General features: G+C 65.2%; 13 protein-coding genes and 1 pseudogene. 5 read left to right on the top strand and 9 right to left on the bottom strand.

Annotated elements, in window-relative coordinates; genetic code table 11:
- The first annotated feature begins 1,197 nt into the window (after positions 1 to 1,197).
- Complete coding sequence (locus AK36_RS02690) at positions 1,198 to 2,601, top strand: sensor histidine kinase (protein ID WP_045577797.1); 1,404 nt, start codon at positions 1,198 to 1,200, stop codon at positions 2,599 to 2,601.
- Positions 2,602 to 2,659: 58 nt separating this feature from the next.
- Here AK36_RS02690 and AK36_RS02685 read toward each other — a convergent pair whose 3' ends face one another.
- Positions 2,660 to 3,157, bottom strand: coding sequence for an acyl-CoA thioesterase (locus AK36_RS02685; protein ID WP_011882645.1), 498 nt, complete (start codon positions 3,155 to 3,157; stop codon positions 2,660 to 2,662).
- 224 nt (positions 3,158 to 3,381) lie between these two features.
- On the opposite strand from AK36_RS02685, the gene AK36_RS02680 reads away from it, so the two are divergent.
- Complete coding sequence (locus AK36_RS02680; protein ID WP_045577796.1) at positions 3,382 to 4,368, top strand: response regulator; 987 nt, start codon at positions 3,382 to 3,384, stop codon at positions 4,366 to 4,368.
- Positions 4,369 to 4,720: 352 nt separating this feature from the next.
- Here the strand turns inward: AK36_RS02680 and AK36_RS02675 are convergent, their stop codons facing one another.
- The 7 genes from AK36_RS02675 to AK36_RS02645 are packed head-to-tail and all read right to left on the bottom strand — an operon-like array spanning position 4,721 to position 12,512.
- A complete protein-coding gene (locus tag AK36_RS02675) occupies positions 4,721 to 5,587 on the bottom strand; it encodes an alpha/beta fold hydrolase (RefSeq protein ID WP_011882647.1) in 867 nt (288 codons plus the stop codon).
- Positions 5,588 to 5,601: 14 nt separating this feature from the next.
- Complete coding sequence (gene mhpT, locus AK36_RS02670) at positions 5,602 to 6,855, bottom strand: 3-(3-hydroxy-phenyl)propionate transporter MhpT (protein WP_011882648.1); 1,254 nt, start codon at positions 6,853 to 6,855, stop codon at positions 5,602 to 5,604.
- A gap of 58 nt (positions 6,856 to 6,913) precedes the next feature.
- Positions 6,914 to 7,936 (bottom strand): 4-hydroxy-2-oxovalerate aldolase, encoded by a 1,023-nt coding sequence (gene dmpG, locus AK36_RS02665; protein WP_319000444.1) that lies wholly within the window; start codon positions 7,934 to 7,936, stop codon positions 6,914 to 6,916.
- A 15-nt stretch (positions 7,937 to 7,951) separates the two neighbouring features.
- Positions 7,952 to 8,899 carry an acetaldehyde dehydrogenase (acetylating) gene (locus AK36_RS02660; RefSeq protein WP_045577795.1) on the bottom strand — a complete coding sequence of 316 codons (948 nt, stop codon included), beginning with the start codon at positions 8,897 to 8,899 and terminating at the stop codon, positions 7,952 to 7,954.
- Between the two features lie 17 nt (positions 8,900 to 8,916).
- Positions 8,917 to 9,705, bottom strand: a complete 789-nt coding sequence (mhpD, locus tag AK36_RS02655) for a 2-keto-4-pentenoate hydratase (protein WP_014725435.1) — start codon at positions 9,703 to 9,705, stop codon at positions 8,917 to 8,919.
- A gap of 4 nt (positions 9,706 to 9,709) precedes the next feature.
- Positions 9,710 to 10,663 carry a 3-carboxyethylcatechol 2,3-dioxygenase gene (locus tag AK36_RS02650; protein ID WP_014725436.1) on the bottom strand — a complete coding sequence of 318 codons (954 nt, stop codon included), beginning with the start codon at positions 10,661 to 10,663 and terminating at the stop codon, positions 9,710 to 9,712.
- A gap of 1 nt (position 10,664) precedes the next feature.
- A complete protein-coding gene (locus tag AK36_RS02645) occupies positions 10,665 to 12,512 on the bottom strand; it encodes a bifunctional 3-(3-hydroxy-phenyl)propionate/3-hydroxycinnamic acid hydroxylase (RefSeq protein WP_045577794.1) in 1,848 nt (615 codons plus the stop codon).
- Between the two features lie 164 nt (positions 12,513 to 12,676).
- Between AK36_RS02645 and AK36_RS02640 the strand changes: the two genes are divergently transcribed.
- Positions 12,677 to 13,489 (top strand): DNA-binding transcriptional regulator, encoded by an 813-nt coding sequence (locus tag AK36_RS02640; protein WP_034194532.1) that lies wholly within the window; start codon positions 12,677 to 12,679, stop codon positions 13,487 to 13,489.
- Between the two features lie 279 nt (positions 13,490 to 13,768).
- Here the strand turns inward: AK36_RS02640 and AK36_RS02635 are convergent.
- Positions 13,769 to 15,007: pseudogene (locus tag AK36_RS02635) on the bottom strand (SfnB family sulfur acquisition oxidoreductase).
- A gap of 287 nt (positions 15,008 to 15,294) precedes the next feature.
- Here AK36_RS02635 and AK36_RS02630 point away from each other — a divergent pair.
- Positions 15,295 to 16,554 carry an acyl-CoA dehydrogenase family protein gene (locus AK36_RS02630; RefSeq protein ID WP_045577793.1) on the top strand — a complete coding sequence of 420 codons (1,260 nt, stop codon included), beginning with the start codon at positions 15,295 to 15,297 and terminating at the stop codon, positions 16,552 to 16,554.
- Positions 16,551 to 17,951: an LLM class flavin-dependent oxidoreductase gene (locus AK36_RS02625; RefSeq protein ID WP_045577792.1), complete on the top strand. Its 1,401-nt coding sequence runs from the start codon at positions 16,551 to 16,553 to the stop codon at positions 17,949 to 17,951. The genes AK36_RS02630 and AK36_RS02625 overlap by 4 nt, the downstream gene beginning before the upstream one ends.
- Positions 17,952 to 17,967 lie beyond the last annotated feature (16 nt).

The raw sequence follows: 17,967 nt of genomic DNA, 5'->3' as shown, positions 1-17,967 counted from the left end.
GGGCTCTGGTGGCCGAATCGGACATTCGGCAACATTGAGGGACATTCGGCTGGCAGCGCGCGGTGCGCACCAGGCGACCCGTGATATACATCCGAACGCCCGTCGCGAGGGCTTCCCAGCGCGCAACCACCGCCTCGACTGGAGCGCGTCTGATTTAATCAGCACAACGCGGCACGCCGCGTTCGCTGGCTGCAATTAAAGTCCACCCACTCTTGCGCGCACGGCGCGAAAGTTCGCCCGATGATGCCGCCGTGGATGCACCACTTTGCGGCGCCTCAGGCTCGCACACTTCGCAACCGACATGCGATGCAACCGGCGTTATCGACACCGGCAGTAATCCCCGCCATCGAATCGCGTCTGTACGCACACCAAGAAACTCCTGCCGATGTCGAGAGAATTACAACTGTGAGCCACCCCACTGATCCGGATGACTTTCCTCGAGACTGTCGAAGGCGCCATTGGCTGGTACCGCCCGAACAACGTCCAGGTGTCGACATCGCTTCCGCGCGGTTAGGCCGCCACGTAACGATCGGCGCGGGTTCCGTACTACCGGGATGCGAGATTGGCGAAGGTGCCTCCGTCGAGGCCATGTCCCGCGTGACTCAATCTCTTGCGCCTTGGGGTACACATGACGGCGTGCCTGCCCTGCTCATCAAGAAAAGCCGTCGCAGCACCTTCCGACAATGGAGACCGAATTGATCGACTGGCAAGAACGAAGCCGATCGTAAATCCACGACGGCGTCCCCTTTTGCCCGGTTTCGACAATGCAATTCAACCCTTGGATGCCGGAACTCCCTCTGCCGACCGGTTCACGCCCGTCGGCGCTTTTTCTTAAACGAGCGGCGGCAAGTGCCAACGCCCGCACGGAAAAGTAAAAACATGACGCAATCGAAAACCAAAGCGAAATGCTCGCGCTCGAGTATCTGAAGCTGACCGTCACGACCGTGATTCATCCTCTGGTATCGTTGATGACCTCCAAGGCAAAATACCGTCGATATTCTCGAGGCTGGGGCGTACCGCGGCCTTCCGTGCCGCAATCCGCCCGTATGCGCCGCAACGGAATGCCGGCAGCGGCGCGATCGAAGCTGGCAAACCATGCGATCGCTGAACGAGTCAGCCATCGGAATCGACGACGAAACTTCAACCCTGCACTAAGCAGTCCGCTGTAGGCAACCCTGTGAAACGGAACCGAGTTGCATGTATTCGATCTTGCCGGCGTTTGTGTCCGCCCTCTTTCTCGGATTTGGTGTCTATGTATGGCTGACCGAGGGCGTGACCCGACGATCGACGCCCTTCGTGCTGATGTGCATGACCACCTTCGTCTGGCAGGGGACGTGGGCCTTCCTGTTTCAGACCAGCCAGCCGGACGTTGCCCGCGTGCTGGCCAAGGTCGGCTATCTGTTCATCATGTTCCTGCCGACGACGTTCTATCACTTTGTAACGGCAACCGTTGCCCGGCGAAACGAACGCCCGCTGCTGCTGGCGTCATATGCCATCAGCGCGGTGCTGGCGGTACTGCTGCTCACCGGCAACGAGGTCGTCGACGGCGTTCGTCAATTTGCTTTCGGAGATTATCCCCGCGCCGGGCGTCTGCATCCCGTGCACGTCGTGCAAACGATCGTCCTCGCCGGTCGCAGCGGCTGGCTCCTGGTCACCGCGCGCCGTCGGGCGGCTCGCGGCCGGGACGAGCGCAAGCTCCTCGATCTCTGCCTGCTGAGCCTCGGGCTGTATTCGCTCGCGGCCATCGACTACGCCGTGAATTACGGCTACCCGTTTTATCCGCCGGGCGTCGTCTTCATCGCGCTCAGCCTCGGCATCCTCGCTGTGACGATCGTTCGCTATCGGCTGATGCGGCCGTTCCTGGTCGCGGCGACGGTAGCGCATGAAGTGACCACCCCGCTTGCGACGATCGGCATGTATGTGGCAGAAATCGACCGAGCGCTGCCGGCCCTGCTACGTGGATATCAGCTCGCCGTAACGCATCGGCTCGTGGATGGCGATTTGGACACCGAGCAGCTCGAGCGACTTCCGGCGCTCCCCGCTGCGATACGCCACCAGGTCGACAGCACGCATGCGATGGTCAAAATGTCGCTGGCGATGTTTACGCTGGACAGCGTGGATCGCCAAAGCTTCTCGACTCATTCGATCGGGCGCTGCATCGACGTTGCGCTCGATTGCTATCCTTTTTCCGCCGGGGAACGCGAGCGTGTCGACGTCGCGCTGATCGACCCGCGACTGCAGTACTTCGGCTCCGATTCGCTGATGCTTTTCGTCGTGTTCAACCTGCTGAAAAACGCGCTGCACGCAACGACGGGCGGCACAACGGGCAGGATCGAGATCCTCGCCGAGCGAGACGACAGATCTTGCGTGCTCCAGATTCGAGATACCGGTACCGGCATCGACGCCAATGTTCTCCCTCACATCTTCGATCCGTTCTATTCCACGAAGTCGCACGGCCGCGGCGCGGGCCTTGGGCTGGCGTATTGCCGTCGAGTCTGCGAGATGTTCGGCGGTCAGATTTCGTGCGAGTCGGTGCCGGGCGTCATGACGACCTTCACGATTCGCTTGCCTGAGGCCGGGTCACCTGCGTCGCGCAGGTGACCCGGCGTGCCGATACGGCGCCCGCCCGGCACTGACGCACCGGGCGGGACGACACAGCTTAGCTTTCGAGCGACGGCAGGTTCAGTTCATATTCCTTGACCCGCTCGATGATGCCGGCCGGGAAGCGGCGGATCCGCTTGTCGGTTCCCGCGAAGAGGATCTGCTGGTATCCCAGCGAAACCGTGCGTTCGTCGACGCAGAAGCGGAACACCAGATAGGCCGAGCACTGCCGCACCTGCAGCGTATTGAGGTAGCAATCGACGCGCTGAAACGGGAACGTCTCCTGGACGTACTCCTGGTGCGCACGTTTCGTGACGAACGTGCCGCCGGAAGCCAGCAGATTGTTGTGAATGCACTCGTGGAACCAGCGCTCACGACATACGCCCTGCCACTCGAAATAGCGTGCGAAATACGTGTTCATGAATGCATTGGAATCTTTCAGATAAATGTCGATCACGTGATGGAACGTCTTGTGAGGCGCAGCCGTGTTTAATTCCGACGACAGCAGCTCCGGGTTATTGAGCAGGATTTGAGGGATTGCGTTTCGCGTCAACATGGATTTTTTTCCAGAAGAACGACTGCAAGCGGCAGCAACGCACGCCTTCGGCATGAGGGCGTGTCCCATTTTGGATTTGCCCTATTTTTGTTGGTCGTACCCGGACAAAATGGGCTGCAGTTGCCGGTCGCCTTTGAGATGTCCGATAATCTGACGCTGGTGCGCGGCGCCATATCCCGATGCGGGATGGCTCGCTCGTTTAATTCACGTTTCTCGGATCAGCTATGCGTCGCTTTGTCAGGCAGCCGGTGTTCTATCCCGTGTCCACGGTATTTGTCGACGATCATCCGGGCTTCCTCGACGCGCTACGTGGAACCTATCGGAACGGGCCTCTGAACCGCTTTTTCAGCTCACCGCGCGAAGCATTGAACTTCCTGACATCGCAACACCGTCGCGGCACGCCCGAGCGGCTATCGGGATCGCAATTTTCCGATTTTGAAAAGCGCAGCTTCAATGCCTTGGGGCTCGATGCGCTGACCGACGTGACGCGATTCGACGAAGTGGCCGCCGTCGTTGCCGACTACGAGATGGACGAAATGAACGGCGTCGAGGTTTTCGCGGCCTTGGCCGACATGCCGTGTACGAAGATCTTGCTGACGGGCGTGGCGACGGAGCGGGAAGCCGTTGAGGCGTTCAACGCCGGCGTCATCGACCTGTACGTGAAGAAGTCCGCGCCGGACATGACGGAGAAGCTGACCCGCGCGCTGACGGAGGCGAAGGCACGCCACTGTGCCGAGCGAGGAATGATCAGCGCCAACGACGTCGGATCCACGTACTGCGACGCGAGAGCGCTCGCGGCGATGCAAACCATCGTCGAGCGGGAACGGATCGTGGAATATTACTGGCGTCTCGATCAGAACGCCGTGCTGATGTTCGACGCCGGTGGTCAGCCGAGTGTTTTTCTCGTGTGGGACGCCGACGAATGGGCATTCCAGTGCGGCATCGTGGCCGATGAAGGCGACACTTCCTCACTGCGCCGGGAAATGGAAGCCCGTCGCATCATGCCGTTGTATTGGCCGTTTCAGGCCTACCGCGCGGGCATGATGGGGGTTCCGTCAATCCAGCCGCTGCCCGTTCCCGGATGGGATGGCGCGTTCTACGGCTGGAGTCGACTCGAGTCTGCGGTACTCGAGCCGAACATGTCGACGTACGCACGCTGGCGCAAGGCGCAGATGAACAGCGATCACCGCCCTGACTCTTTTGCGATTTAGTTTCAACGCGCCAGCCTGGCGTAAGCACGGCTGGTACTTTTAGACACCGGTTTTGAAGAAGCAATCGATCGAATCGCGCCGAATGCGCATCTTCATACGAACGACTACTCACGACACCGGCAATTTATTGGTGGCCCTCGGAATAGGGACGACGATTAAAACAAAATATTAATGGAATTGAAACTGACACTTTTGACAGGGTCGTTGCGATTCCTTGGCGGACAAAGGGGTTGTTCAGCTTCGCCGGCGGCGGATCATAAAGGCCGCCGTTGATTTCGGGGATGCGGCCATTTTCTTGGACTGATTTACGTCGTTAGGCCGAGCAACCGGCCGCCACCGATGCCACCCTTCGTTATCGGCGCAGGAACTCGAGCACCATCCGGTTGAAGCGCTCCGCGTGCTCCCATTGCGCCCAGTGCCCGCAGCGCCCGAACACGTGCAGATCGGCGTTCGGCATATTCCAGACGAGCCGCAGCCCGACATCCATCGGCACGAACCGGTCGTCGCGGCCCCAAATCACGAGCGCGGGCGCCTTGATCTCGCTCAGCCGGTGACCGTAATCCGGAAACTGCTTCGGATTGGCCGTCAGACTTTTCACGAAATTCTCCAGATGATCGCGCCGTCCGAGCATGTTCTCGAGCCGCGTCTGCATCAGCTCTTCCGTCATCGTGCTCGCATCGTAGACGAACACGTTGAGCATCTTCTTCAGGTTCTCGAGCGTCGGGTCGCGATACAGCGCTTGAAGCAGCTTGATGCCTTCGGTCGGCATCGGCACGAACTGGCTCGGACCGCCCGTGCCGCCGCCCATCAGCACCAGCTTGCCGACCCGCTCGGGATACGACAGCGCGAAGGCCACCGCGCTATGCCCGCCCATCGAGTTGCCGACGAGATGCGCGCGCCCGATGCCGAGCGTATCCAGCACGCCCGCCAGCACGCGCGCGTTGAGGTCGGAGCGCGAGCCCGTACAGACGATCGAATCGCTCTTGCCCCAGCCGGGGCAGTCGACGAGGATCACGCGATAACCCGCGTTCGCGAATGCGTCCACGTTGCGATGGAAGTTCGCCCAGCCGGTCGCGCCCGGCCCCGAGCCGTGCAGCAGAACGAGCGCTTCGTTGCCGGTGCCCGTGTCGTTGTAGTGCACGCGCAGTTCCGTGCCGTCTTCCACCACGTTCACGTACTTGCTGGTCGCGCTTTCGGTATGAATCACAGTGTCAGTCATGTCGATGTCCTTCGTCAGATCGATTCGGTTCCAAGGGTGTGCGAGCCGTTGACCGACTCGCGCGGAGATTTCGCGACTGCGGTGAGCGCACCGAGCGCCGCGATCACGATGAGCGGAATGCTCGAGATCACGAGCAGCGACGCGCTCTGGCCCAACGCCAGCAGCTGCCCGGCGATCAGCGGGCCGATCATCGAACCCATGCGGCCGACGGCCACCGCTGCGCCGACGCCCGTGCCCCGCACCCGCGTCGGATACGTCGCGCCGGCGAGCGCATACAGCACCGACTGCGTGCCGACGAGAAACAGGCCGGCCAGCAGGCCGCCCCATGCCATCGACACGCTCCCCGTCGCACCGGCGAGCGCCAGCAACGCAAGCGCGATGCCGGCATACATGCCGACCACGACCGGCCGCTTGCCGATGCGATCCGACAGCCCCGCGATCACGATCGCGCCGATGCCGCCGCCGATGTTGAACATCATCTGCACGACGCTCGCCTGGACCGGCGTGAGGCCGCGCGAGAGCACCATCGACGGCAGCCAGTTCATCAGGAAATACAGCACGATCAGCGTCCCCAGGTAGCTGATCCACAGGGCGATGGTCGTCCCCGCGCGCCCGTCGCTGAAGAGCGCGCGCACGATGCCGTCCTTCGACGCGCGGCTCGCACCCTGGCTCGCCGCGGCGAATTGCGTCGACTCCTTCAAGAACAGCGCCAGCAGCGGCAAGGTCAGCAGCGGCCCGATCCCGCCGACATAGAAGATCTGCCGCCAGCCCTCGGCGCCCGGGCTGACGATGCCGATCACGGCCGCGAGCGCCGCGCCGAAAGGCATGCCGCAGTACATTGCGCCGACCGCCGTGCTGCGCTGTCGGGGCGGCGCTGCCTCCGCGCACAAGGCGATCAGGTTCGGCATCGCCGCGCCGAGGCCGAGGCCCGTGAGAAAGCGCGCGACGAGCAGGCTCTGCAGATCCCACACCTGGGTCGTTGCAATCGAAAATATCCCGAACAGCGCGACGGACATCATCAGCACGCGCTTGCGGCCGATGCGATCGGCGAGCCTGCCGCCAAGCGCCGCGCCCGGCAACAAGCCGAGCGCGCCGATACCGAATGCCCAGCCGAGTTGCGCCACCGCGAGATGAAACTCGCGTGCCATGCGCGGCGCAGCGATGCCCGTGGATTGCAGATCGAGCCCTTCGAGGAGCGCGACCGCGAGGCACAGGCCGATGGTGATGCCGCCGCCGACGCGCGGGGGGGAAGCCGTTGACGTGTTCATTGTTGTCTCCAGGTTGAACGATGCAGCGCTCTTCGTGGCGCCTGGCATATCGGATGGTTCAGGCGCGTGCTTCGCGCCTCTTCAGATCGAGCGCGACGTCGACGATCATGTCTTCCTGACCGCCCACCATGCGTCGCTTGCCCAGTTCGACGAGAATGTCGACGGCTTTCAGGCCGTATTTCTTCGCCGCGATTTCGGCATGCCGCAGAAAGCTCGAATACACCCCCGCATAGCCGAGCGCGAGCGTTTCGCGGTCGACCCGCACCGGCCGGTCCTGCAACGGGCGCACGATGTCGTCAGCCGCGTCGAGCAGCCGATAGAGATCGGTGCCGTGGTGCCAGCCAAGGCGCTCGGCCGCCGCGATGAACACTTCGAGCGGCGCGTTGCCGGCTCCCGCGCCCATGCCAGCCAGGCTCGCATCGATGCGATCGCAACCTTCCTCGACCGCGGCGATCGAGTTGGCGACGCCGAGGCTCAGGTTGTGATGGGCATGCATGCCCGTCTGGGTCTCCGGGCGAAGCGCTGCCTTGAGCGCCCGGAAGCGCGCGCGGATGTCGTGCATGTTCATCGCGCCGCCGGAATCCACCACGTACACGCAGGTCGCGCCATAGCTTTCCATCTTCTTCGCTTCGATCGCGAGATGGTCGGGCGTCGTCATGTGACTCATCATCAGGAAGCCGACGGTATCCATGCCGAGGCTGCGTGCGTATTCGATGTGCTGCTTCGAAATGTCCGCTTCCGTGCAATGGGTTGCGACACGGACGACACGCGCACCCGCGTCGTACGCGGCCTTCAGGTCATGAATCGTGCCGATGCCGGGCAACAGCAGCGTCGCGATTTTCGCGTGCTTCACCACCTCGGCTACCGCCTCGATCCATTCCAGATCGCTGTGCGCGCCAAAGCCATAGTTGAAGCTCGAACCCTGCAGGCCATCGCCGTGTGCGACCTCGATGCTGTCGACCTTCGCCTCGTCGAGCGCGCGGGCGATGTCCTGCACGTTCTGATTCGAATACTGATGACGGATCGCGTGCATGCCGTCGCGCAGCGTCACATCGGAAATGTAGAGTTTCTTGTCCATGATCGAGTGCTCCTTGCGTCAGGCGTTCACGAGCGACGCGGCCATGCGCTCGGCCGTTGCCAGCGCGGCGGACGTCATGATGTCGAGATTGCCGGCGTAGGCCGGCAGATAATGCGCCGCGCCTTCCACTTCGACGAAGATCGAAGTCTTAAGTCCGCTGAAACGGCCGAGTCCGGGGATATGCAACGGCGCAGCGGCGGGGATGTCGTCGAACTGCACGGACTGTTTCAGCCGATAGCCGGGCACATAGGCCTGGACCGCAGCGGCCATCTCGCTGACCGACGCTTCGATCAGCGCGCGGTCCACCGCTTCGGACAGCAGATACACCGTGTCGCGCATCATGAGCGGCGGCTCGGCCGGATTGAGCACGATGATCGCCTTGCCCTTGCCGGCACCGCCGACCGCTTCGAGCGCCTTCGACGTCGTCTCCGTGAACTCGTCGATGTTGGCGCGCGTGCCCGGCCCTGCCGACTTGCTGCTGATCGACGCGACGATCTCCGCGTAATGCACCTTTGCGACGCGCGACACCGCGGCGACCATCGGGATCGTCGCCTGCCCGCCGCAGGTGACCATGTTCACGTTCGGCGCATCGAGATGCGCGTCGAGATTCACCACCGGCACGCAGTACGGGCCGATGGCAGCGGGCGTCAGGTCGATCATCCGAATGCCGGGCTTGAGCGCGCGCAGGAACGCGTCGTTCTTCACATGTGCGCCGGCCGACGTCGCATCGAACACGAAGTCGATCTCGTCGAACACGGGCAGGCGCGCGAGCCCTTCCACGCCTTCATGCGTCGTCGCCACGCCGAGCCTCGCGGCGCGCGCGAGGCCGTCCGAGGCCGGATCGATGCCGACCATCGCGGCGATTTCGAGGTGCTTGCCGCTGCGCATGATCTTGATCATGAGGTCGGTGCCGATGTTGCCGGAGCCGATGATCGCGGCCTTGCACCGGGTGTTGTCTGTTGCCATGGGAATGTCTCCGTCCGTCATTCGGTGAAAGTGGCGCGCACGCTGCCGAGCCCGTCGATGTGCGCCGCATAGGTGCCGGCCGCCTTCACTGCGACCATCGGGCCAAGCGCGCCCGTCAGCACGACGTCGCCCGCACGCAGCGGCGTGCCGAGTCGGACCATCCGGTCCGCGAGCCACGCGGCCGCATTCAGCGGATTGCCGAGGCACGCAGCGCCGTTGCCGCGCGACAGGACTTCGCCGTCCTGCGCGAGCGTCATCGCGCACGCGGTCAGATCGATGTCGCGCAGCAGGACCGGCCGGCTGCCGAGCACGAACAGCGCGCTCGATGCGTTGTCCGCGACGGTGTCGAAAAAGCGGATGTCCCAGTCGCGGATGCGACTGTCGACGACCTCGATCGCGGCCACGGCATACGCGGTCGCGGAGATGAGGTCCGCGAACGTGTGTTTTTCTGCGGTCAGGTCGCGTTCGAGCACGAGCGCGATCTCCGCTTCGACCTTCGGCTGGATCAACGACGCAAGCGGCATCGGCTCGCCGTCGCCGTACGCCATCGACGCGAACAACGCACCGAAGTCCGGCTGATCGACGCCGAGCTGCTTCTGCACCGCAGGCGAAGTCAGGCCGATCTTCCTGCCGACGACACGCTCGCCGCTGGTCTTGCGCAAGTCGTTGTTGATCTGCTGGATCGCATAGGCGAGCGTCGCGTCGCCGTCCGGACAGGTATCGCGCAGCGGTGCGATCGTCCGGCCCGACGCCTGTGCTTCACGCAGGCGCGCGGCCATCGAAGCAATGCTGTTGTCATCCGACATGGTTCTATCTCCTGGAAAGGGTCCGCTCTCGCGCGTGCATCGCGCCGAAACCCGCGATCCATTCGGGAATCGCGCGGTAGTAATCGATCGACGCCGTGTACGGGCCGCTCGCCGCAAGCGCGCCGAATGCGGCGACCCACGTGCGGATCTCGTGCGCGGACTTGCCCGCATCGCGCGTGATCGCTTCGTTCGTGAGGCCATCGGCGGCGGTGAGGTCACCGCGTTCGAGCAATTCGAGGAACCTGCGATCCCATGCGGGATTGAGCGGATGCAGGCGGCTGTCGCCCGCTGCGAATGCCCTGGCCGCCGCGACGGTGCTGGATTGCCGCGCATCGCGCGACGCGGGCGACGGGTTGCGGCCCGCGATCAACCGTTCCGCGACGACGTCGTCCGCGCCGGCGATTTCCGGCACGGGCGGCTCATGCGAGATGCCGCCCGAGCCGATCACCAACACGCGCCGGTTCATGCGCGCGACGGCACGGCCGATCGCGTCGCCGAGCAGGCGCGCGCGGCGGCACGACGCCATCGGCGGCGCAACCGAGTTGATGAAGACGGGTACCACCGGGAAGCGGTCGATGCGGCCCGTGAGTACCTCGAGCGCCTGGGCGCAGCCGTGATCGACCTGCATCCGATACGACACGGCGACGTCGATATCGCTCGCGAGCGCCGCATCGGCGAGCGCGAGCGCCGCATCGCGCGCGACGGGCAACGGGCCGGCCGCGCTGCCGAAATCGCCGACGGCCGTCGCACTTGCGCCGATGCAGAACTGCGGCATCACGTCGTAAAAGAAGCCGTTGTAGTGATCCGGCGCGAACACGATCACCAGCTCCGGATCGAACGCGTCGACCCGCTCGCGCGCCGCGCGCTGCACGTGCTCGACTTCCGCGACGACTGCCGGCGCGGGATCGAAATAGCCGTGCAGCGGCGTGTGCGACATGCATTCGAGATGGATCGGCATCTCAGGCTCCCACCAGGCCTGCGGCCGGCGCGAACGTCGCGTCGTCGGCCTGCGCGCCCGTTGCCACGGAAAGCGACAGCCGTTGGGCGAGCTGCGACACGCATTCCGATACGCATTGCGGCGAGCACATGCCTGCCACGAAGCGGTCCGGCCGCAACAGCACGACCGACTCCGGCACCCGCGCGAACCAGTCGCGCAGGCGCGAGTCGACATCGCCGATCGCGATCACGTCTGCGGGTACGTCGTCGCGGAAGCCGAGCTGCGGGTCGGGCTTCGCGAGCACGAAGCATCCGCCGAGCGCGCTCCAGATGCGGCGCGCCTCGGGCGTCAGGCCGAAGGTCGGATCCGTGCCCCAGCTCAGGATCGCGAAGCGGTTGCCGATCGCATCGTCGAGCCGGACGATGCTGCCATCCGCGACACGCACGCGCGGCTGGATGAACATGCGGCCCACGGGCGTCCCCGCCTGCGCATCGCGGCCGTGCACGATCCGTCCGAGCAACGATTCGCGCTTCTCGCTCATCAGACCGACCAGCCGCCCGAACGCGCCGTGCCCCCGGCTGGCGATCAGCCGCGCGAGCATGCCTTCGGACCGCGCGCGTCGTGCCAGCAGCACGACGCCGTCTTCATAGCGCGGCATCGGCTTGAAACGCATCTCGACGAAGTAGCGCTTCAGGGACGGCAGCACGTCGAAGCAGCGCACGAACGCGTCGCGCACGCGCGTTCCGACGAAGCTCGTCGGCGCGAAGATGTCGCCGGCCACTTCCGACAGGTGGATCATCGAGCGCGCGTGGGCGCGCCGCTCCATCGTGTAGGTATCGAGCAGCGCGTCGCGCGCCGTGCCCTTCACGACCATCGCGAGCTTCCAGCCGAGATTGCTCGCATCGCGAATCCCGCTGTTGTAACCCTGCCCCTGCCACACCGGCATGATGTGGGCGGCGTCCCCCGCGAGCAGGATGCGCTTCACGCGGAACGCGCTCGCGAGCCGCGCGTTGTGCGTATAGACCCGTTGGCGGATGTAGTCGACCTTGTCAGGATCGTCGACCACCCCGCGCACCAGCGCCGCCATGTTCTCCGGCTTCGACAGCTCCTCCTCCGTCTCGCCCGGCATCACCATGAATTCGAAGCGCCGGATGCCGTGCGGCAGCGCCGCCGACACGTAGGGCCGCCGCGCGTCGCAATGCAGATAGACATGCGGGGAGCCGATCGGATCGTTGCGCACGTCGATCACGATCCATTGATTCGGCTTCGTGCGCCCTTCGAACGGCACGTCGAGCGTGCGGCGCACGAAGCTGTTGCCGCCGTCCGCGCCGACCATGTATGCGGCGCGGATCGTCGTGCGCACGCCGTGCGCATCGGTCGCGTCGATGGTCACGCCGCTTTCGTCCTGCGCGAAGCGGTCGACGTTGTGGCCGAGCAGCGTCGACACATGGTCGAAACGCTCGAGACCGCGGTACAGGATCTGATCGGCGAGCGGCTGGATGAAGGCGTTGCGGCGCGGCCAGCCGAACTCGTCGGTGCGCGGCTCGATCGACGCGAAGCACTTCCCATTCAGCGTGAAGCGCATCCAGTGATTCGGCGTGGTGTGCGGCAGCAGCGCCTCTGCGAGGCCGACCGACTGGAATACGCGCAGTGCTTCGTCGTCGAGCCCGATGGCGCGCGGATAGTCGATGATCTGCGTGAGCTTCTCGACAACGACGACGCGCACGCCCTGCAGGCCGAGGATGTTCGCGATCATCAGGCCGACCGGGCCAGCACCGATGATCGCGACATCGGCGTCGATCGAGCGAGGTGTCGTTTCGTGAGGATGAGCGCGGCCGAGGCCGGCCGCCGGTTCAAAAGCGGGGCGCATGCTTGTCTCCTGACTGGGCTTGTTCGTTGTGCTGAATCGACGCAGCGCGTGGCTGTCGCTCGTTCAGCTTATGGACGCAGTTTAGGGATGGCGGAAAACCCCCTCAACAAAATCTCAGGAATGTGCATAGAATGCACATGATTGATTTAAATGGGATTTTTTCCATGACAACCTACACAAACGTGCGCGGCCTGGCGCGCGGCCTGCAGGTGCTGCGGGCGCTGAACGCGATGGAAGACGGCCATGCAACGAGTCAGCAACTCGCCGATCTGACCGGCCTGCATCGCACCACGGTGCGCCGTCTGCTCGAGACGTTGATGGAAGAAGGTTTCGTGCGCCGCAGCACATCGGACGACAGCTTCCGCCTGACGCTCGCGGTGCGTTCGTTAAGCGAAGGATTCACCGATACCGAGCGCATCGCGACCGTGGCGCCGCCGATCATGGGTCAGTTGCTGCAGCGCGTGGCATGGCCATCCGATCTGACCACGCCCGATGGCGACGCGATGATCATCCGCGAGACGACGCATCGCTTCAGCCGGCTGTCGTTTCATCGCGCGATGGTCGGGCGGCGCCTGCCGATGTTGCTGACGGCTGCGGGCCGCGCCTACTTCGCAATGTGCCCCGACGAGGAGCGCGAGGATATTCTGGAACTGCTGCGCTCCGGTGCGGGCGGTGACGAGCAACAGGCGTTCGCGAGAAACGATGCGCTCGTGCGCAAGCTGATCCGACGTGTGCGCGACGACGGTTTCGGATCGAACCACGGTGACTGGACCGCGCAGGCGAAGATCGGTGCGGTGGCGGTCGCGATCAGCGCGGACGAACGCGTGATCGCGAGTCTCAACGTCATCTTCCTGTCACGCGCGGTACGGCTCGAAGACGCCGTGCGCCGCTATGTGCCGGAGCTGCAAAAAGCAGCACTGGATATTGCCGAAGCATTGAAGCAGGAGTCGGAAGCGCGTCCCCGCGCATCGACGTAGGATCCCGCAACGGCCGAATGTCTATCTCACCGTCGCGTCGGCACGCGACGGGGCGAATCCGCACGCAACAGCGGACGTTCATCGATGCGGGCCATCGCGACGATGCAACTGCGCGAGAAGATTACTCGTCTTCTCAAGCATTCATGATCGGCGCGCGTATTCCGAACCGACGGCCGTGATTCTCGTCGTCGATGCACTCGGGTTCGAGCTCGACGGTACCGCGCGGCCAATCGCCAACGCGACGATCGATCGGGCTGCGATCGGCGGCCGACGAGCGGCTCAGTTCCACGCATGGCGTGCCGGACGCACGCCGTTCAGGTAGTAGTTGCCGACGAGGTGATATTTCCAGCGCACCGGATCGTGCAGCGTATGCGTGCGCGCGTTGCGCCAATGCCGGTCGAGATTGTGCTCGGCGAGCGTCGACTGCGTGCCGGCCAGTTCGAACAGCTTCTCGCCCGCGAGCAGCGCCACCTCGGTCGTCAGCACCTTCGCTTCGCCGACCGCGACCGATGCGCGCGCGACGTCGTCTTCGGTCACGTCGCCGCGCGCCGTGATCTCGTCGAGCGTGCGTGCCGCGCGTTCGAGCAATGCCTCGGCCGCATGCAGCTGGATGTGCAGATGGCCGATCTCGCGAATCGTCAGCGGATCGTCGACTGCACGATCGACGCCGCTGTCGACCCACGGGCGCGTGCGGGTCCGCACGAACGCCAGCGTATCGTCGATGGCCGCCTTCGCGATGCCCGCGTCGATCGCGGCCTGGATGATCTGCGACAGCGGGCCGTTGAGCGTCGGCACGTCCGACACGCGCTGCGCGGGCAGCACGTGCGACGCCGGAACGCGCACCGCATCGAGCACGACCGTGCCGCTCGCGGTCGTGCGTTGCCCGAATCCCGACTAGTCGTCGATCACGGCCAGCCCCGGCGTCGGTTGCGGCACGTACGCGAGCCATGCCTGGCGTGCGTCGTCGAGGCCGAGCACCGGTACGTAATGCGCGAACAGCGCACCGGTCGAGTAGAACTTCGTGCCGTCGACGACATAGTCGTCTCCGTCGCGGCGCACGCGCGTCTTCAGGTCGAGCACGTGCTTCGTGCCCTTCTCCGAGAACCCGTTGCCGAAGCGCTTGCCGCTCAGTATCTCCGCGAAGAAATGGCGCTTCTGCGCGTCGGTGCCGGTGAGCGCGATCACGTCGACCAGCCCGAAATGATTCTGCGGCAGCTGCCCGAGCGACGGATCGGCCGCCGCGACGATCTTGACGACCTCGGTCAGCGTGACATGCGACACGCCTGCGCCGCCGTATGCCTTCGGCACCGTGATCGCCCACAGCCCCGACTGCGAGAACCATTCGATTTCGTCGCGCGGCAGGCGGCGCGTGCGATCACGCTCGGCGGCATCTTCCGCGAGCCGCTTCGCCAGCGCGTGCGCGGCTGCGATCGCCTGCGCATCGTCGGCGATCACGCGGGCCGCGGGTGGTTGCACATCGGCTGGCTGCTCCTGAATCGTCGCGCTCGTGTCTGACATCGGGTTCTCCTGTCGAATGACGAAAGCACTCAATCTAGCAGCGCAGCGCGGGCCGGAAAAACGAGCGATTCTCGGAACGATATTCCTCCGGATAACAAACGACCCGATCGGCGCCGGCGACACGCGCTTCGGCGCCGCAATCGACGCGCCGGCGTCGCCGCATCGCGGTGCACCTGCGGTAATACGCAGCGACGATAACGATCTGCGAATCCGTTATTGGAACGCGCATGTCGCGCTTCCTATACTGGCCTCCCGGCGCAATCGGCCCGCTCTTCGAGGAACACCGCATGACTTCGTTGCACGCTGCCCCCGACCTATCCACCGGTACCGACTACGACGCGCTCGCGAGCCGGTTCAGGCCGATCTTCGAGCGCATCGCCACGGGCACCGCCGAACGCGAACGCCGCCGCGAGTTGCCGCACGAGGCGATCGGCTGGTTGAAGGCCGCAGGCTTCGGCGCGGTGCGGCTGCCGGCCAGCGCCGGCGGCGCCGGCGCCTCGCTGCCGCAGCTGTTCCGGCTGCTGACCGAACTGGCCGGCGCCGATTCCAATCTGCCGCAGGCATTGCGCGGGCATTTCGCGTTCGTCGAGGACTGGCTGAACGCCCCGTCCGGGCCGCAGCGCACGACCTGGTTCGATCGCTTCGCAAGCGGCCAGCTGGTCGGCAACGCATGGTCGGAGGCCGGCGACGTGCCGCTCGGCCAGACCGTAACGAAGGTGTCGGAGCGCAACGGCCGGCTCGTGCTGAACGGCCGGAAGTTCTACAGCACCGGCAGCCTGTTCGCCGACTGGATCGACGTGTTCGCGCAGCGCGCGCACGACAGCAGCGACGTGATCGTCGCGGTCGCGACCGCGCAGCCCGGCGTGATCCGCGAGGACGACTGGGACGGCTTCGGCCAGACCACGACCGGCAGCGGCACCACGCGCTTCGAGGATGCGACCGTCGATGCCGAGCACGTAATCGACTTCGCGCGCCGCTTCAAGTACCAGACCGCGTTCTACCAGTTGTTCCACGTCGCGACGCTGGCCGGCATCGGCCACGCGATCGTACGCGACGCCGGCGAGCTCGTGCGCAACCGGACGCGCGTGTACAGCCACGGCAACGCACCGCGCGCGGGCGACGACGTGCAGCTGCAGCAGGTGATCGGCGAGATCGCGTCGTGGGCGTATGCGGCCGACGCGCTCGCGCTGCGCGCCGCGCAGCCGCTGCAACAGGCCTATGAAGCGCGCTTCGGCGACGACGAAGCGATCGAGCACGCGGCGAACGTCGCGGCCGAGATCGAATCCGCGCAGAGCCAGCTCGTCGTGTCCGAACTCGTGCTGCGCGCGGCGACGCGCCTGTTCGACGCGCTCGGCGCGTCCGCGACGCGCACCACGACCGCACTCGACCGCCACTGGCGCAACGCGCGCACGGTGTCGTCGCACAATCCGCTCGTCTACAAGGCGCGGATCGTCGGCGACTGGGTCGTCAACGGCCGCACGCCGCCGTTCGTCTGGCGCGTCGGCAACGGTGCGGGCACCGGCGTGGAAGCGGGAGGCGCACGATGAGCAAGACGATCCGTTTCAACGCGTTCGAGATGAACTGCGTCGGCCACCAGTCGCCGGGCCTGTGGGCGCATCCGCGCGACCGCTCGTGGCAGTACAAGGACCTCGACTACTGGACCGACCTCGCCCGCGTGCTCGAGCGCGGGATCTTCGACGCGATCTTCATCGCGGACGTGATCGGCTATTACGACGTCTACCAGGGCAGCAACTATCACGCGCTGCATCAGGCGGCGCAGATCCCGGTCAACGATCCGCTGCAGCTTGCCGCGCCGATCGCGATGGCGACCGAGCATCTCGGGATCGGCATCACCGCGTCGACGACGTTCGAGCACCCGTACACGTTCGCGCGCCGCCTGTCGACGGCCGACCATCACACGAAGGGCCGGCTCGCGTGGAACATCGTCACGTCGTACCTGGAGAGCGGCGCGAAGAACGTCGGCGACCAGGGCCTGCGCACGCACGACGACCGCTACGCGGTCGCGGCCGAATACGTCGAGGTGCTGTACAAGCTGTTCGAGGGCAGCTGGGAGGATGGCGCGGTGGTGCGCGATCGTGACGGCCGCGTGTTCACGCATCCCGAGAAAGTGCACGAGATCGGCCACAAGGGCCGCTTCTTCGACGTGCCCGGCTACCACCTGTGCGAACCGTCGCCGCAGCGCACGCCGGTGCTGTTCCAGGCCGGCGCGTCCGGCCCCGGCAAGGCATTCGCCGCACAGCACGCGGAATGCGTGTTCGTCGCCGCGCCGACCCGCGAGCAGCTCGCACGCTACGTGGCCGACGTGCGTGCGCAGGCCGCCGCGGCAGGCCGCGATCCGTCCAAGGTGCTGATTTACAACCTCGTCACGGTGATCGTCGACGAAACCGACGAAAAGGCGCAGGCCAAGTTCGACGAGTACCGCCGCTACGTGTCGTACGATGGCTCGCTGGTGTTCATGTCGGGCTGGACCGGCATCGACTTCGGCCAGTACGCGCCGACCGATCCCGTGCGGCGCGTCGAAACGAATGCCATCGTGTCGGCCGTCGAGCACCTGGCGGGCGGCGACACCGCGTGGACGATCGAGGCGCTGGCCACGTGGGGCGGTATCGGCGGAATGGGGCCGGTGTTCGTCGGCTCCGCCGCGACCGTCGCGGACATCCTGCAGGAATGGGTCGCGGCGACCGACGTCGACGGCTTCAATCTCGCGTATGCGGTTGCGCACGAAACCTTCGAGGACGTCGTGCACCATCTCGTGCCCGAGTTGCAGCGCCGCGGCGTGTATCCGAGCGCGTATGCGCCGGGCACGCTGCGCGAAAAGCTGTTCGGCGGCTCGGCGCGGCTGCCCGACGAGCATCCCGCCGCGCAGTTTCGCGATATCGAGCAGGTCAAGCGCGAAGCCGAGCGCGAGGCGGTCGGCGCGTAGCGGGATGTCGAGGCCG

Source organism: Burkholderia vietnamiensis LMG 10929, from assembly GCF_000959445.1.
GTDB lineage: Bacteria > Pseudomonadota > Gammaproteobacteria > Burkholderiales > Burkholderiaceae > Burkholderia > Burkholderia vietnamiensis.
The sequence above is the reverse complement of the archived record's forward strand: the minus strand, read 5'-3'. Positions and strand labels throughout refer to the sequence as shown.

Excerpts from the sequence above, each read along its gene's own strand:
- AK36_RS02690 (WP_045577797.1), top strand. The coding sequence starts at position 1,198 with ATGTATTCGATCTTGCCGGCGTTTGTGTCCGCCCTCTTTCTCGGATTT.
- AK36_RS02685 (WP_011882645.1), bottom strand. The coding sequence starts at position 3,157 with ATGTTGACGCGAAACGCAATCCCTCAAATCCTGCTCAATAACCCGGAG.
- AK36_RS02680 (WP_045577796.1), top strand. The coding sequence starts at position 3,382 with ATGCGTCGCTTTGTCAGGCAGCCGGTGTTCTATCCCGTGTCCACGGTA.
- AK36_RS02675 (WP_011882647.1), bottom strand. The coding sequence starts at position 5,587 with ATGACTGACACTGTGATTCATACCGAAAGCGCGACCAGCAAGTACGTG.
- mhpT (WP_011882648.1), bottom strand. The coding sequence starts at position 6,855 with ATGAACACGTCAACGGCTTCCCCCCCGCGCGTCGGCGGCGGCATCACC.
- AK36_RS02660 (WP_045577795.1), bottom strand. The coding sequence starts at position 8,899 with ATGGCAACAGACAACACCCGGTGCAAGGCCGCGATCATCGGCTCCGGC.
- mhpD (WP_014725435.1), bottom strand. The coding sequence starts at position 9,705 with ATGTCGGATGACAACAGCATTGCTTCGATGGCCGCGCGCCTGCGTGAA.
- AK36_RS02650 (WP_014725436.1), bottom strand. The coding sequence starts at position 10,663 with ATGCCGATCCATCTCGAATGCATGTCGCACACGCCGCTGCACGGCTAT.
- AK36_RS02645 (WP_045577794.1), bottom strand. The coding sequence starts at position 12,512 with ATGCGCCCCGCTTTTGAACCGGCGGCCGGCCTCGGCCGCGCTCATCCT.
- AK36_RS02640 (WP_034194532.1), top strand. The coding sequence starts at position 12,677 with ATGACAACCTACACAAACGTGCGCGGCCTGGCGCGCGGCCTGCAGGTG.
- AK36_RS02630 (WP_045577793.1), top strand. The coding sequence starts at position 15,295 with ATGACTTCGTTGCACGCTGCCCCCGACCTATCCACCGGTACCGACTAC.
- AK36_RS02625 (WP_045577792.1), top strand. The coding sequence starts at position 16,551 with ATGAGCAAGACGATCCGTTTCAACGCGTTCGAGATGAACTGCGTCGGC.